Raw genomic sequence first — 16,288 nt, 5'->3', positions numbered from 1 at the left:
GAGGAAGGGTATCTGTGTCTAGAGATCAGATCGTTATTAAAGGAGCTAGAGCTCACAATCTTAAAAATATTGATGTCACCATCCCGCGTGATAAGTTCGTTGTTCTTACGGGCTTGAGTGGATCGGGGAAATCATCACTGGCCTTTGATACGATTTATGCGGAAGGGCAGCGGCGCTACGTGGAGTCGCTGTCTGCCTATGCCCGTCAATTTCTTGGGAATATGGATAAACCGGATGTCGATTCCATTGAAGGCTTATCACCAGCCATTTCAATCGACCAGAAAACCACAAGCCGTAACCCGCGTTCCACGGTTGGAACCGTAACGGAAATTTACGATTATTTAAGGCTGTTGTTTGCACGTATCGGGCGGCCGCACTGCCCTACCCATGGTATTGAGATCACGGCGCAAACCGTGGAACAAATGGTAGACCGGATTATGGAATATCCAGAGCGTACGAAGATTCAGATTCTAGCTCCGCTAGTTTCAGGACGCAAAGGTGAGCATAGCAAGCTGTTTGTGGATGTTCAGAAGCAAGGGTTCGTGCGGGTGCGTGTTAACGGGGAAACCATGGACCTTTCGGAGAAAATTGAGCTCGACAAAAATAAGAAGCACACGATTGATGTGGTCGTCGACCGTATCGTGGTCAAGGATGATGTTCAGACGCGTCTGGCTGATTCCCTGGAAACAGCGCTGAAATTAGCGAATGGCCGTGTCATCGTGGATATTATGGAGAAAGAAGAGCTGCTGTTCAGTCAGAATCTCGCATGTCCGGAATGTGGATTCAGCGTAGAAGAGCTTGCACCGAGAATGTTTTCCTTCAATAGTCCATTTGGGGCTTGCCCGGATTGTGATGGTTTAGGCAGTCAGATGATCGTCGACCCGGATCTTCTAGTTCCTGATATGAAGCTGACGATTGAAGAAGGCGCATTTGAAGCTTGGGCCGGAAGTACGTCCAACTATTATCCTCAGTTTCTTGCTGCTGTTTGTGAGCACTATGGGATTCCGCGTAATGTGCCGGTATCCGAGATTAGTAGCGATCAAATGAAAGTGATCCTATATGGAACAGGCGGGGAGAAAATTCGCTTCCGCTATGAGAACGATATGGGCGCCTCTAAGGAAGCCTTAGTTCCTTTCGAAGGGATCATTCGTAACTTGGAACGCAGATTCAAGGACACGTTCTCAGAGGGCATTCGCGAGCATATCCAGACGTACATGAGCACGAAGCCTTGCGCGAAGTGTAAAGGGCACCGCTTGAAGCCTGAAACACTTGCCGTAACGATTAACGGTAAGAACATCTCTTATGCCACTTCCCTTTCTATTGGGGATGCGGAAGAATGGTTCAAAGGACTGGAACTGAACGAGCGTGAGCTGACGATTTCGAATTTGATTCTTAAAGAAATTAGAGCACGTCTAGGGTTCCTTGTGAACGTTGGGCTTGATTATTTGACGATGCATCGCGCAGCAGGCACCTTGTCCGGCGGAGAGGCGCAGCGGATACGATTGGCTACACAAATCGGCTCGAGTCTCATGGGCGTCCTCTATATCCTCGATGAGCCGAGTATCGGCTTGCATCAACGGGATAACACGCGTTTAATTCAAACGCTTGAGCATATGCGTGATCTTGGTAACACGCTCATCGTTGTTGAACATGATGAAGACACGATGATGGCGGCCGATTACATCATTGATATCGGTCCTGGCGCTGGGATTCACGGTGGACAGGTTATTGCTCAAGGTACACCAACAGAACTGATGAAGGATGATAATTCCTTAACCGGTCAGTATTTGAGTGGCAAGCGATTCATTCCGATTCCAGCTGTTCGCCGTAAGCCGAATGGCAAATGGATCGAAGTGAAAGGCGCCAAAGAGAATAACTTGCGCAATGTTTCTGCCAAAGTGCCATTAGGAGTATTCACTTGTGTGACCGGTGTATCAGGTTCAGGCAAAAGTACCTTGATCAATGAAATTTTGTTCAAAACGCTGTCCCGTGATCTGAACGGTGCGAAGGTTCGCCCAGGCGAGCATAAAGAAATCATCGGACTGGAACATGTCGATAAAGTCATCGACATTGATCAATCGCCAATCGGTCGTACGCCACGTTCCAATCCTGCGACATATACCGGCGTATTCGATGATATCCGTGATGTGTACGCCAATACGAACGAAGCGAAGGTACGGGGCTATAAGAAGGGCCGCTTCAGCTTTAACGTCAAGGGCGGCCGCTGTGAGGCTTGTCGTGGGGATGGCATCATCAAGATCGAGATGCACTTCCTCCCGGACGTGTACGTGCCTTGTGAAGTCTGCAAAGGCAAACGTTACAACCGCGAGACGATGGAAGTGAAGTACAAAGGCAAGAGCATTTCGGAAGTGTTGGAGATGACGATTGAGGATGGTTGCGAGTTCTTCAAGAACTTGCCGCGGATTCATCGTAAGCTCACCACACTTCTAGATGTAGGGCTGGGCTACATGACCCTCGGCCAGCCAGCGACTACGCTGTCAGGCGGCGAAGCCCAGCGTGTGAAGCTCGCGGCGGAGCTGTACCGCCGCAGTACAGGCAAGACGATCTATATTCTGGATGAGCCCACGACGGGGCTCCACATCCATGATATCGATCGTCTCCTGAAGGTGCTCCACCGCCTCGTAGAGAGCGGTGAAACAGTGCTGGTCATCGAGCATAACCTCGATGTCATCAAGACGGCGGACCACCTTATCGATCTAGGGCCCGAAGGCGGTAGCCGCGGGGGCTTGATCGTGGCGGCAGGTACACCAGAGGATGTTGTGAAGGTGGCCGGGTCGTATACCGGCCAGTATTTGAAGCCGATCCTCGAGCGGGATCGCGTGCGTTCTGAGGACTATGCGAAGCGTCTCGATGTCTTAGAAGGCTCTGTGAGCTAACAATGAAGCTTGGAATGAGGCTGTTTTTTAGCCCATTCCAAGCTTTTTCCTTAGGTGACGATTATCTCGTACCTCATATTGTTCGTTCGGGTCACAGATCGTATAAATGCAAAAAAGCATCCTTTTCAGGGAAAATCACTTCAACTTTAGAAATACATGCAAAAAGGCAGCTCTTCGGGCCGAAAAGCTCAAATCAGAGCTGGAATTACAGAAATTGATGCCTTTTTGCATCAATTTAGGCTGAAATCGTAGATGTGAAAGAGAAAAGTTGCACTTTTGCATTTCTCATTACATAGAGATAATGCTGGTTGCAGTTTACAGACATATGACTTACCACTTGTTGTGGACAGAATCAACGTCGGAGCGTATCAACCTAGATTGCTTAAGATTTTGCTAATACTTAATTGAATGATACAGGCTTCGACAATTTAACCCTCTATCCATTTTTGGGGAGGTAAGCCTATAATAATAGTAAGAAACAGTGAACATCTCCCTCTACCTAATTAATCACATGATGATTGAGAGATATAGCAGTTCTAATTTATTCATGTTGTGGAGGCTAGTAGTGATGAAACCGACGTTAGAGCTTCAGGAAATTGTATCTGCTTTAGGGATTGATCCTTTCCGTTTTCTAGCATGGCAGGAAAAAGAACTAGCCTACGCCCAGACGTCCGACTTTTCAGAGGACGAAGATCACCGAGACGCATTAGCCGGGTAAGACCCAATGACATAAGATTTGATTGCTTGAAGCCCGCTACGGTACACGCCGTGCGGGCTTTGCCGTTTTATACGAGCAAAGTTATAAATAATGGCTGAGATGGACATTGTATACGTACGAGGGATATGTAAGAAATAGGGTTACTTATGCCCTAAATTGAGCTCGAACCAAACAAAAGGTGACAAACTTGTTACACATCGATGCAAGGACTTGCATCTCGTGTCCAATCGAGCTAACATAGAATTAAAATAGCAGGACGTGTGCCTTGCACCGAGCACTATAAGGAGGTTTCACCATGTTATTCGCAGAAGCAGCTGAAGCATCAACGAGCACGTATACAAGTTTTGATATCTATGTGTTGATCTTCACAGTCATTATTGCAATTGCAGTTATTAGACAATTGATCAGCCCTAAGAGAAATCTGTTTGCACTTGGTTTTGGAACCGTTGCTCTACTCGTATTCCTTTTCATGGATGTTATCATGATCAAAGGTTGGTAGTACATACAAGCAACCAAAGAAAAGCCCACAGGCGTTAGATCGTAAGATCTGCTGCCTGTGGGCTTTTTTTGTTCTAGATTACACCCACCACATTTCACCAAGAGGTTCCTTGATGAGTACTTGTTGCAGGTTTTGAACGGCTTTGGAGAAGCCTTCGTCAACGGACATCAAGCCGTCTTCGTGTTCGATACTAACGACATAGTCATAACCAACCAGACGCAATGCGCTGATGATGTCAGCCCATACTTTCATGTCGTGACCGAAACCAACGGAACGGAACTGCCATGAACGATCCAGCATGTTCGTGTAGGACTGCATGTCCGTCACACCAAAACGGTTCGTGTTGTTGTAATCATGCGATGTATCCTTCGCGTGGAAATGGTGAATCGCGTTAGCGCGACCAAGGATTTGTACCGCTTGAACAGGGTCAATCCCTTGCCACCACATGTGACTTGGATCGAGGTTGGCACCAATCACTTCACCTGCAGCTTCGCGAAGGCGAAGAAGCGTAGCTGGCGTATGTACGGAGAAACCACCGTGCAGCTCAAGTCCGATTTTGATATTGCGATCAGCTGCGAATTTACCTGTTTCTTTCCAGTAAGGAATGACTTTGTTCGTCCACTGCCAGTCCAAAATCTCTTGGAAATCGTTCGGCCAAGGCGCTACCGGCCAGTTCGGATATTTCGCATCCTCGTGGTCACCAGGGCAGCCTGAGAACGTGTTAACGACAGGAACTTCAAGGCGCTCAGCCAATTCAATCGTTTGTATAATAGCATCGTGAAATTCTTTCGCGATGTGTTTTTGCGGGTGCAGAGGGTTACCATGTGCGCTAAGTGCGCTAATCGTCAAGCCGCGGGACTCAACCGCTTGTTTAAAAGCTTTTAATTTCCCTGCATCAGCAAGCAATTCAGCTGGGTTGCAATGCGCAGTACCTGGGTATCCACCCGTACCAATCTCAACAGCGTCCAAGCCTTTCGCTGCAATATAATCCAGCGCTTCCTCGAAAGGTTTTCCGCCGAATAGAACCATAAACACGCCTAACTTCATTAGGTTACACCTCCATAATTGGTAAAACAATCAGATCAAATTATACCACTATCACCCAGTAAAATGAAGCAAGCCTTTATAGATGCGCAGCACGGTATCGTAATTAGAGCTGTAAATAATGACCGAGAACGTAACCAGCGTTTGCGTTACGAAGCAGCGGAAGTAGAAGTATGCTTTGCTTACCTTTTTCTTATTCACTGTCGTGAGTTTGAAGATATTTTCAATCGCGATAATAACGCCATGGTACAGCCCGTAGAGGAAGTACAGCCACGTAAAGCCATGCCATAGGCCCATGAGCACCATGATGAGGATGGAGAGGCTTGCCGTTACCCCGACAGAAGGGGTTTTACGCGAGAAGAACATGAAGATGTGGTCTCGGAAAAAATCCCCCAGCGTCGCATGCCAGTTCCGCCAAAACTGCGTCATAGAAGGCGAGAGGAGCGGCTTTTTGAAGTTCTCAGGCATCGTATAACCCATCAATCGACCGAAGCCAATCGCCATATCGGAATAGCCCGAGAAGTCGAAGTAGATGAGAGCATAGAACCAGATTAACAGGAACAACGATTCCCAAGTGTGAAGCTCCTGCTTCAAGACGTGATCGAACACCCCAGTCATCCACGTGACGACCACGATTTTTTTGAACAAGCCGAGGATAATGCGCTTCACACTGTCCTCAAAGAGCGCGGCATTCACCGTGTAAGGCTTTTTGCTGTCGGCCATGAAATCACGGAATTTCAGAATCGGTCCGGATGTAAAGGTCGGAATGAACAACAGATAATTGGCATAATCAATGGCCGGGACTTCGCCTTCTTTTCCAAAGAAATAAGCGAAATAGTACGAATCAATGACTTTAAGAACGTTGTAAATAAGTCCTAAATAGATGATGGCGTCGAACAACGGAGAGCTGAAAACACCCATAACGAAAAAACGAACACCGAGAAAGACACCCACGATATTGGCGGCGATCCCGAAAATAAAAGTCGCTTTCCGCCACAGCGTCGTCCGGCATAGGTACACAAACCCGAAATAATTAATAACCGTAAACGCCGCATAGAAAACGACTAGCTTCTTACTAAACAGCAGCAGAAAGCACAGGCTGAATATGATCATCAAAATGCGCTTATTATCCGCCCACTTGCGGGTGAGCATCAGAACGGCAATCATGCCGCTCATGGCGACCATCGCGTTCATGTGCATATAAAACATAGCTAAAGAACTCCTCTTCTCGCTTGCTGGATCAAGATCTTAGAACTTTTCGTAAATGAACAATCCCTTGCCGGTAAAATAAATGAAAACTAAGTACAGCATCACGAGGTAGATGAGGATTTCGCCGGTTTTTTTAAGGAATTTAACCACGTGTCAACCTCCTTCGTAAATAGCGGAGCGCCATCTTCCCGGTTCAAGTGAACAAGGTCATGAAAATAGCGCGGGTCAAACGTATGCATCAAATCAAGCATAGGAACGTTCGCAGCCTTAAGCTGGCTGTTGACCGCTTCTTTCAGGGAAGCGACATAAGGCGGATCTGCGTAGCCTTTGTTCCACGGCATCCAAATGACGCGCAGCGCGAGCTCATGCTCATCGGCATACTGGATCACCCACTGTAAAGCATCCAGATTGTCTTGAAAATCTTTCAAGGTCATCGCGCCGAATCGTTTGTCGTAGTCGTCCCACTTAAGCTTTAACGAAGCATCGTCCTTGCGACCAGGATACAATTCTTTATCGATCCAGCGAGGCTCGTAGGCAAGACTGCCTTTGCTTAAATTGCGAGCAAACTCCACACCAGAATCCCTGAAATAATCGCGGTACGTGTAGACGTAAGGCTGGTACCAAGGTTTGAACCATTGATAGGTGGGATCCGTTTCAAGCGGGTCGAGCATCGTATGCACATCGATCCCGATGACAAGCTCGTCTTTCACCTGATAAAGGTTGTCCTTCAGGATCCCCTTCAGATCAGTCAGCTTCCCATAAGAAAGCCCCATCTCCACCAAATGGCTATCCGACTTCTCTTCGATATAAGCACCTGTAACGGCCGAATTACCGAAGAAAACCGGACCCGTATGGGACCAGCTATGGTGGTAGAGCGTTTTGGTGAAGTCGTTTTTGTAAAAACGGCGCGAAGACGCCATCGGGTTCCACCAAGAGATGAGCAGGTCGGAGACGACGATGGCGAGCAATAGGCCGAGTGCAAAGCTATTTTTTTTAAGAAAAGCAGCGGTGGCTTTCAATAGGATCACTCATTATCTTCGGATTAGTTAAAAGTTAAAATGAAACCCAAGGACTCGTTCGTAAAGCACGAGCACCCTGGGGTAATTGAATTACAAAGCCTTCTCTTGCCAAGCGTGGTATTGCTCACGGAACGTAGCAGGCCATTGCTGCTCATCGAGGCCGTACTGTGCCAAGAACGCGAATGCCCAGCGCTCGATACCGAAGCCTACGCAGCCTGTGACGGCGTTACGTTTGCCCATTTTAATATTAAACGCATTCCCGAACGTGTTGCTATGGAAATTGACCGAGGAGCATGCAATTGACTTCTTCACATGCGGAATGTTCAGGCGAAGCTCGTACTTCATCTCCTGATTGCGTTGGAAGGAAGCTTTTACTTGGAAATCGTTCGTGAAGAACGGATCGTTCGCGATCTCCAGTAAGCTGTCTACTTGCCATTCAACGGCCAACTCTTTCAAATACTCGATCGATTTCAAGCGATTTTCTTTGACGAAATCAGGCTTGCCGACGAAAATAATTTCACGCATCGAGAAGTCGAGCAGACGACCGAAGTCGGAGTGGTTTTTCGATTCGAAACGATGACATTTCGCAATCGCCGTAACGACAATGCCGTCGCCTTCAAGCGTTTCATTCTCAAGCCCTTCATAGCAGTGGTAGCACGTTGAAGGGTTCATCATGAAGTTAGGCTTGACCATGTTGTTGTCCAACGCCAATGGTCTCTCTTGGTCCCAACCGCCAGCTTCACGGATCGTTTGGGAGAACGCCTCGATGACATCAAGATCTTCACGCAGATGCGTCACGAAATGAATGTGCTCGGGGAACGAAGTGAAATGGTTCGTTTTGTTCAACGTATGGCTATTGATGACCGCAGGATATTGCTCCTCTTGCACGCCTTCGAAGCGTCTTGCAATTTTGCTAACGAAGGAGTAGTCAAGGAAACGCATCAAGCTGGAGAAAGGCTCTCGGAAGATGAAGAGGCCAGGCTCTAACACCTTAATCGCTTTACGCTCAGCGAGTTCAGCAATAATATCGCCTTCATAAGGCGTGTCTACTTTATTTTCGAACAAAATATTTTCTTTAAAACCGAAATCGCCATGGGAGAAACGCTCAATGAGGCGCTCAACTCGCTCTGTAATACCCTTGTCGCCGTTTGGCGAGTTGTGGGTAATGATGATGTGCCCATCGATCAAAAGGATTTCTTCGATATGCTCATCCGCGAAAGCAGAGGCATATTTGACTTGACCGTGCTGGCTTTCCGCCAGACCGGCTAATGAAATTTTTACTGTCGTCATGAGTCGATTACCTCGCTGTCTTCTTGGAAATAAATTCGGCAATTTCACTCACCGTGTTCATCGGATAGAGCATCAAATCTTGGTTCGTTACTTGCAGGTTGTACGTTTTCTCAATGTGAGCGATGAGTGCAGTCGCCCCAACGGAATCAATAAACCCATAATCGAACAAATGAACATCCACATCGAAATCGTCATCATCCTCGGCAATTTCGTAACGCTCGCGAATATGCTGCTCTAGCTCTTCTAATAAATTAGACATGGGGAAAGCCTCCTGATTCAAATAAAAGTTAAGTATAAATGATTTAAGCGGAAAGCCGCTTACTTTGAGCGTACAACGGAGTCGGTCATGGTAAGTGTAACAATATCGCCAAATCGCGTTAAGGTATACGTTTGGTTTGCTGCATCATAGTCAACCTTGACCATGGATGTATCAAAAATGAGCGGGATCGGACTGAAAATCTTCACTTGCTGCATACCTGCTGATTCCAACTTCAAATGATGCAAGATTCCATCACTTGTTAGGGTGAAAGGGACATTCGAACGTACAACATGGAACTGTTGCGTCGATGGGCCTACGCGAATTTCAGCCTTCTTCGCTAATCCTAGATAAAACTTGTTCTCAATCGTTGTGTAAGTATCGGTTTCGCTTTGCAGGGAGTAGAGCGCGAGTTTGTCGCCTTTTTCGATAATGACGCCTAACGTATGCGCATATTCTTCCGCCAAGTTAGGAACACCCGATGAATCAGGTGTCAGAGTAGCATGGAAATGCGGACTGCCTCCGCCTAGACGATCTTTCAGTTTGTCCCATAGGTAGGAACCCCAGGACTGACTGATCTGAACCTTGCTTGTCATGGCGGTCAGAAACGATTTGGCCATCTGGGTTTCGGACATAAAGTTATAATCATGCTTCGTACGAAGCTTGTCAAAGTAATCAGCGAATTCCGTGAGACTTTCAACCATCGCAGGATCAGGGAAATGGTATTCAATATGCTCGAAATAATCAATCGGCATATCGAGCTTCACCATCGACTCGAAAACGTCTGTATTGGCATTGTCACCCGTAAGCCGCAAAACTGGTGTTGGTGCATGAATGAGCATCGTCGCATCGGTCTTTCCTTTCTCATCTTGTAAAAGGAAGGGAAGCGACCAGATGGCTTCTGGACGAGCGAGAACAGGTGATTCGGAAGGTAGGAATCCGAAGTTGTACCACATGTTTTTCTCTTTCTCTGTCGCAAAGGTCTGAACATGATCCTCGTTATTAATGCGCCAAGTATGCTGATTCGTCCCCGGATGCAGCCAAGGAATGCCAAGCTTGTCAAAAGCTCGTTGATGCAGGTTGAACTCCGCTTTCTCGTCTTCAGCACTCTTAAAATTATGCACAAATGTATGCGGATTTAGTTGTAAATGGTTCTTCTGTGCATATTGAATGAACTCGTTTAACTCCGCTTTATAAGGAAAGTGAGGGTCATCGATCGATACGGGAGATCCGAATTCGATACCGCCCACAATGAGATCGTCGTTGCCATCGTGATTGAGATCCAGCCATAAAGGAACGGAATAATGCCCAGCAACCAACGCATGGTTGCCGACTTGGTTCAAGGTTGTCCCTGCGAGGGGGCCTACATCTGCCCAAGCACCACCGAGCTCTTGGGTGAACACTTGTAGGTCCCCATCGCTGCTGCCGACCACGAGATCTGGTCGGCCGTCGCTGTTTAGGTCACGCACCGCTGGCGCGGCGTGCGTGGCCTTATTAGGCAGCGTGATGATTGCGCTGCCTTTCGGTTCAAGATCCAGGGCCGCTGCGCTGCGGCCCAGATACAGCCACACTCGTCCATCGGCTGCGCCTAGGACGAGGTCGAGCTTGCCGTCGCCGTTCACGTCGGCGACGGCTGGCGCTGCAGGCCCTCCGGGCTGCTGCAGCGGGGTTCCGCCCGCGAGCACGGCCGCGGGCTGCCCGAACCTGCCGCTAGCAAGCTGCGGCAATAGCTTTACTGCGCCGGACTCGTCTGCGACGACGAGGTCCGTGCGGCCGTCCCCGTTTACGTCTGCGGCGTGAACGGCACTGTAAGGGCTGAGCTGGAGCGGCGCGCCGCTCTCCAGCAGCAGCTTCAAAGGCGCGCTGAACGTGTCGGGCAGCGCCATGCCCTTCGGCGGCGGCTCGCTGACGTAAGCCGCGTCGTCCTTGCCTAGATTCGTGTAGACGTACACGAATCCATCTGAGCTGCCGGCCAGCAAGTCCATGAGGCCGTCGCCGTTCAGATCCGCGGCGGCTGGGTACGCGCGGTACGGCAGTTCAATCGCGCTCTGCAAGTCGCGATAGTCTGGGAACTTCGCCTGGCGCAATGGAATGCCAGCCGACATAACGTGCAGTCCGCTCGCGTAACCCGAGCCGGGCAGCTCACCGACGAACGACGGCTTCGCGTTCGTTCCTGTGTTGAGCTGCACCGTCACGCTCTCGCGCCATTGACCCCAGTAGAAGGCGCTGCGCACGAGGGTGAACGAGGGAACCTCGTTGTACTCCTTCAGCTTCTCCGCCCAAGCGATGCCGTCTTTTTGCTCGATCGCCGGCATTGCCTCAAAATGGTTCTGAAACGCCATCGCAGGCCGTCCATAAGGGCCAAGGCTCTTCTTCACGCTGTACCCGAGTGTTTCTTTCGATACATACGCAAGCAGTTCACTGCGGTACTGCATGTTCGCTGCTGCCCAAGCGAAGTTGAAAAACGGCTGATCAATCGGCAGCGCTCTTTTATTAAAGTAAGTCGTTCCTGGTGTTGGCTTGCTGTCCGCTTGGTATTTCGCCGCGAGCTGGGCAAAGCCTAACTTCGGATCAGATCCGCTCTTCATGTCATAGCCTGTTGCGAAGTACCGATTCGGCAGGAAATTGCTGCTGATCAGGACAGCGCCTTTGCCGACGCGATTGTGCATCGCGAGGGATACGGACATTTTCGGATCCGAAGGGCTCGTCATGTTGATAATCGTTTGACCTGTGGATGGGCTGAAGCCGAATCCGAGGTTAAATTCAGGCAGATCGTTTATGGAGTTATGTTGAAGATAGCTCGTTGTAAATAATTGAAACGTATGTTGAATCCCTTGCAGATTAACAGGCACCTGCGGGTAGCTGAGCGCCAGTGCATCTCCTGACAAAAAAGGTGAACCAAATTTGCTCAAAGGCACTTTTGTTAAATCAACAAGCCCGGCAGCACCTAGAAAATCAAGTGGAAACCGGTTCGCGAACTCATTTTCCAACAATAAATGTCCGCCCTGCTTCACGAAAGCCATAAGCTTCTCGGCGTGCTTCGACCAATCCGGATCTTGGGCAAGTCCTGGATCCAAGTACAAGGCATCGTAACTACGAAGCTGACGGGTAGTATACGTGAGTAAAGAATGTCTATCAATTTGCACGCCTGCTTGCAAGGTTTGTTGAAAATGACTATAGGCTGCGGTATCATAAGCGTCCCCGCTTGTTGCGTAAAGAAGCTTAGTTTCCTCTACTTTTGGTAAAAATAGAAGGGTAAGCACTAGGCATGCTACGCCAAGGCTGAACCCGATCAATAGTTGGCGTACACGCTTTTTCGACAAATTCAAAGGAATCCCTCATTGCAATAAAGGTCACTATCCTTGCCATTATAGCATTCATAGATACGTTTGTTAACTTTTAAAGGCATGGTAGCGGACTGTTTTGTCGGATATTGGCTCTACTGGAGATATCCCTGCCCTAGATTCCTACCTATCGTTTCTGTTACACTAAAGAGAAGAGTTTGAGGATTACCGAGGATTGATATTGAAAGGATTTGCTGCCATGCGTACGATACGCAGAGAAGATGTAGAATTATTGGCCCCTGCGGGGGATTGGGATTGTTTGCGAGCGGCTGTTGCCAATGGGGCGGATGCCGTATTTTTTGGTGTGGAAAAATTTAATGCGAGAGCGAGAGCGCATAACTTTACGATGGCCGAGCTGCCGGATATTATGTCGTTCCTTCATCTATATGGTGTTCAAGGTTTTCTGACGTTTAACATTCTCGTGTTCGAGGAAGAGCTGAACGATGCGAAGCAGTTAATTGAAGCGTGTGTAGATGCGGGCGTGGACGCCGTAATTGTTCAGGATTTGGGCTTGGTTAAAATGATTCGTGAAATCTCCCCGGATTTCCCGATTCACGGTTCAACGCAGATGACGATTACATCGCCAGAAGCTGTTGAGTTTACAAAACCGTTCGATATCGAACGCGTCGTGCTAGGCCGTGAAAATAATTTGAAACAAATTAAGCAAATCGGCGATCAAGCGAAGCTTCCGATGGAAGTGTTCGTGCATGGTGCCCTTTGCGTTTCCTACTCAGGACAGTGCTTAACTTCCGAGATGTGGGGGGGCCGTTCCGCAAACCGTGGAGAGTGCGCGCAAGCTTGTCGTTTGCCGTATGATCTTATGGTCGATGGTGTGCAAAAGCCGATGGGTGACGTCACGTATTTGCTGTCGCCGAAGGATTTGGCGGCGATTGAGATTGTGCCGGAATTAATCGAAGCAGGCGTTCGTTCCTTTAAAATTGAAGGGCGTCTGAAGACCCCTGAATATGTGGCTAACGTTGTGAGCAAATATCGCAAAGCGATTGATCGTTATTTCGAGGGGCAGGATGCTCGCCCGTCGCGGGAAGAAGTGCGTGAGCTTCAGCAAAGCTTCTCACGCGGATTTACGGTTGGGTTCCTGCAAGGAACCAACAACAAGCAGTTGGTCGACGGCACGTTTCCGAAGAGCCGCGGCGTGTTTGTGGGGCGCATCAAGCAGATTCTGCGCGATGCTGTGATCTGTGAGCTTGAAGCACCGCTGAAGCGCGGTGATGGTTTGGTCTTCGACGCGGGGGATCCGACGAAGAAGGAAGAGGGCGGGCGCATCTACGATTTGCGCCGCAAAGGCGAGAAGCTCGAAGGCGAAGCCGAGGGTGGATTGATCGAGATCGTCATGGGCCGCAACGATGTAGAGCTTGGTCGTTTGCATGTCGGCGACCGCATTTGGAAGACGAACGATCCAGCGTTGGACAAACGTCTGCGCCAGACGTTTGAGACCGATAAGCCTTACCGTACATTCCCGGTAAGCGTGAAGGTGAGCGGCGCCCTTGGTGAGACGCTGAAAAGCTGGTGGACGGATGTTCGCGGTGGTCACACCGTCTTCGTACAATCCGAACTTCCGCTCGTTCGCGCGGAGAAAAGACCGATGGACGAACAGCTCTTCACCGAGCAGTTCGGTCGCCTTGGCGGCACGATTTATGAGCTTGCTGAGTTGGAAGTCCAGCTAGAAGGGGCTTTGATCGTGCCGATGCGTGAGCTGAACAGCATGCGCCGTGCGGCTGTCGAGCTGATGGAAGACGAGCGGCAGAAGCCGCGCGCGTACATCAAGCGCGAAGTCGGCGTTTACGACGACGTGCCTGCTTCTGTGACCGAGCATCACGCGGCTGTTACCGCTGTGAATGCACCTGCATTATCGCTTGAGGATCGTAACGCGGTCGAGTTGACTGCCCTATGCCGTAACCTTGATCAGGTGAAGGCTGTGCTGGCAACGACAGACGTTGGCTTGATTTACGCTGATTTTGAATTTATTAAGCAGTTCCCTGCGGCCGTTGAAGCCGTTCATGCCGCTGGGCGTAAAATCGCGCTCGTGACACCGCGGATTCATATGCCAGGGGAGACAGGCTACTTTAACAATATCCTTAAGCTGAAGCCGGATGCCGTTCTTATTCGGAACACGGGTGCAGCCTTTTATTTCTTGAAGCATCGCCTTGAAAATCCGGATGGGCACAAACCGCAGCTTATCGGTGACTTCTCATTGAATGTGGCCAACCATAAGGCAGCTGCGTTGTTCTTGGATGCGGGACTGTCGAAGGTTACACCTTCCTATGACTTGAACATTCAGCAGATGGTCGATTTGCTTCGCCGTGCGGAAACGTCCAAGCTCGAAGTCGTTATCCATCAGCATATGCCGATGTTCCACACTGAACACTGCGTGTACTGTACGTTCCTGAGCGAAGGCACTGACTTCACGAACTGTGGTCGACCATGTGAAGAACAACGTGTGTCTCTGCAAGACCGTGTGGGCATGTCCCATCCGGTACGTGTAGATGAAGGTTGCCGAAATACGGTGTACAACGCGATTGATCAGTCCGGTGCAGAGTATTTGAACCACTTCATGGATCTAGGCATTCGCTCGTTCCGTGTAGAGTTCTTGGAAGAGACCCCGGAGAAAGTAACGGAAATTCTTGACTTGTATCGCAAAGCAATCAACGGCCAAATTAGTGGCACACAGGTATGGCGTTCGCTGAAAGCGACGAACCAGCTGGGTGTAACGAAAGGTACTTTGGTGAAATAATTAGCCGCGCCTAATGCGATTAATGCGCTTAACCGCCCCACGACGATGAATGTCGGGGGTGGTTTTTTGTCGTTTCTTTCCTGAAAACCTATAATCTGTAGGGTAAAACCTAAATATCGTAGGGTGTAAAACAGAGGAAGCAGACGATATAATTATTGGAAGCGCTTTATTTTATTGAAATAGAAGAGTTGGTTAACGTATTTTACTAAAGGTTGGGCTAAGGTTCTATTCAATCGAGGAGGACATACCACGTGGCGAAAGATAGAGAAGAAGTGATAGCGTCGTTATATCAGAGATTTGAGCGTTACTTCGATATAGGTGCAGCTGTGAATGCGAAAACCATCGAAACGCAGGCTGAGCTCATCAAACGGCATTATAATAGTGTAACCGCAGAGAATGATATGAAGTTTGCCGAGATTCATCCTGATCCTGATCGTTATACGTTTGGGAAGGCGGATGCGATCGTCGATTTTGCCGTAGGTCACGGTAAAAAGGTTCGAGGCCATACGTTAGTTTGGCATAACCAAACATCGGACTGGGTGTTCGAGGGAGCGAATGGGCTGCCGGCAACGAGAGATCAGCTGTTAATCCGGATGCAGCAGCATATTGAAACTGTAGTGAAGCGTTACCGAGGTCAAATTTACGCATGGGATGTTGTCAATGAAGCCATTGAGGACACCACGGATATTTATCTGCGAAAATCGAAGTGGCTCGACATCATAGGTGAGGACTATATCGCGAAAGCCTTTCATTTTGCGCATCAAGCCGATCCGAATGCGGTATTGTTCTATAATGATTACAATGAAACGAACCCTGTAAAGCGGGATAAGATTGCAGCGCTAGTGTCCTCTTTAAAAGATCAAGGTGTTCCGATTCACGGTATCGGCATGCAGGGACATTGGAATATTCACGGTCCTTCCATCGAGGAGATCCGCGCGGCGATAGAGCTCTATGCTTCGCTCGGCGTACAGATTCAAATTACAGAGTTAGATCTGTCGGTGTTCGAATTCACAGACAGACGAACGGATCTCACGGAGCCAACCTCAGAGATGCTGGAGCTGCAGGCAGAGCGTTATGAGCAAATTTTTGAGCTATTTGGGGCGTACCAGAGCAGCATTACGGCGGTCACCTTCTGGGGAGCTGCGGATGATTATACTTGGCTCGATGATTTCCCTGTGAAAGGCCGGAAGAACTGGCCGTTCCTCTTTGATCGGGATCACGCACCGAAGCGGGCTTTCCATCGGGTGATGAAATAGGCAC

General features: G+C 49.0%; 11 protein-coding genes. 5 read left to right on the top strand and 6 right to left on the bottom strand.

All coding sequences use genetic code 11. The features are described 5' to 3' along the window. Positions 1-14: 14 nt before the first annotated feature. From uvrA to AC58UX_RS27535, 3 genes are all read left to right on the top strand, one after another. The gene (gene uvrA, locus AC58UX_RS27545) at positions 15-2,897 is read left to right on the top strand and encodes an excinuclease ABC subunit UvrA (RefSeq protein ID WP_497258725.1); all 2,883 of its coding nucleotides are present in this window, start codon (positions 15-17) and stop codon (positions 2,895-2,897) included. 568 nt (positions 2,898-3,465) lie between these two features. Further along, positions 3,466-3,615 (top strand): hypothetical protein, encoded by a 150-nt coding sequence (locus AC58UX_RS27540; RefSeq protein WP_497258723.1) that lies wholly within the window; start codon positions 3,466-3,468, stop codon positions 3,613-3,615. Between the two features lie 295 nt (positions 3,616-3,910). Continuing rightward, positions 3,911-4,114: a hypothetical protein gene (locus tag AC58UX_RS27535; protein WP_310501015.1), complete on the top strand. Its 204-nt coding sequence runs from the start codon at positions 3,911-3,913 to the stop codon at positions 4,112-4,114. 78 nt (positions 4,115-4,192) lie between these two features. Here the strand turns inward: AC58UX_RS27535 and AC58UX_RS27530 are convergent, their stop codons facing one another. The 6 genes from AC58UX_RS27530 to AC58UX_RS27505 all read right to left on the bottom strand — a co-directional run bounded on the left by AC58UX_RS27530 (position 4,193) and on the right by AC58UX_RS27505 (position 12,261). After that, positions 4,193-5,161 carry a sugar phosphate isomerase/epimerase family protein gene (locus AC58UX_RS27530; RefSeq protein ID WP_497258721.1) on the bottom strand — a complete coding sequence of 323 codons (969 nt, stop codon included), beginning with the start codon at positions 5,159-5,161 and terminating at the stop codon, positions 4,193-4,195. A gap of 51 nt (positions 5,162-5,212) precedes the next feature. Next, positions 5,213-6,367, bottom strand: a complete 1,155-nt coding sequence (locus tag AC58UX_RS27525; protein ID WP_497258719.1) for an MBOAT family O-acyltransferase — start codon at positions 6,365-6,367, stop codon at positions 5,213-5,215. 101 nt (positions 6,368-6,468) lie between these two features. Further along, positions 6,469-7,386: an SGNH/GDSL hydrolase family protein gene (locus tag AC58UX_RS27520; protein WP_497258717.1), complete on the bottom strand. Its 918-nt coding sequence runs from the start codon at positions 7,384-7,386 to the stop codon at positions 6,469-6,471. Between the two features lie 90 nt (positions 7,387-7,476). Continuing rightward, complete coding sequence (locus AC58UX_RS27515; protein ID WP_497258715.1) at positions 7,477-8,676, bottom strand: class-II aminoacyl-tRNA synthetase family protein; 1,200 nt, start codon at positions 8,674-8,676, stop codon at positions 7,477-7,479. A 7-nt stretch (positions 8,677-8,683) separates the two neighbouring features. Next, positions 8,684-8,935 carry an acyl carrier protein gene (locus tag AC58UX_RS27510; RefSeq protein WP_310501010.1) on the bottom strand — a complete coding sequence of 84 codons (252 nt, stop codon included), beginning with the start codon at positions 8,933-8,935 and terminating at the stop codon, positions 8,684-8,686. Between the two features lie 59 nt (positions 8,936-8,994). Continuing rightward, on the bottom strand, positions 8,995-12,261 hold the full coding sequence (locus tag AC58UX_RS27505) for an FG-GAP repeat domain-containing protein (protein WP_497258713.1): 3,267 nt from the start codon (positions 12,259-12,261) through the stop codon (positions 8,995-8,997). 214 nt (positions 12,262-12,475) lie between these two features. Here AC58UX_RS27505 and AC58UX_RS27500 point away from each other — a divergent pair, with 214 nt between their 5' ends. Then, a complete protein-coding gene (locus AC58UX_RS27500; protein WP_497258711.1) occupies positions 12,476-15,028 on the top strand; it encodes a U32 family peptidase in 2,553 nt (850 codons plus the stop codon). Between the two features lie 251 nt (positions 15,029-15,279). Then, complete coding sequence (locus AC58UX_RS27495; RefSeq protein ID WP_497258709.1) at positions 15,280-16,284, top strand: endo-1,4-beta-xylanase; 1,005 nt, start codon at positions 15,280-15,282, stop codon at positions 16,282-16,284. Positions 16,285-16,288 lie beyond the last annotated feature (4 nt).

Source organism: Paenibacillus sp. J22P90 (assembly GCF_059692195.1).
Note: the sequence above shows the minus strand (reverse complement) of the source record. Positions and strands in the feature narration are given on the sequence as shown.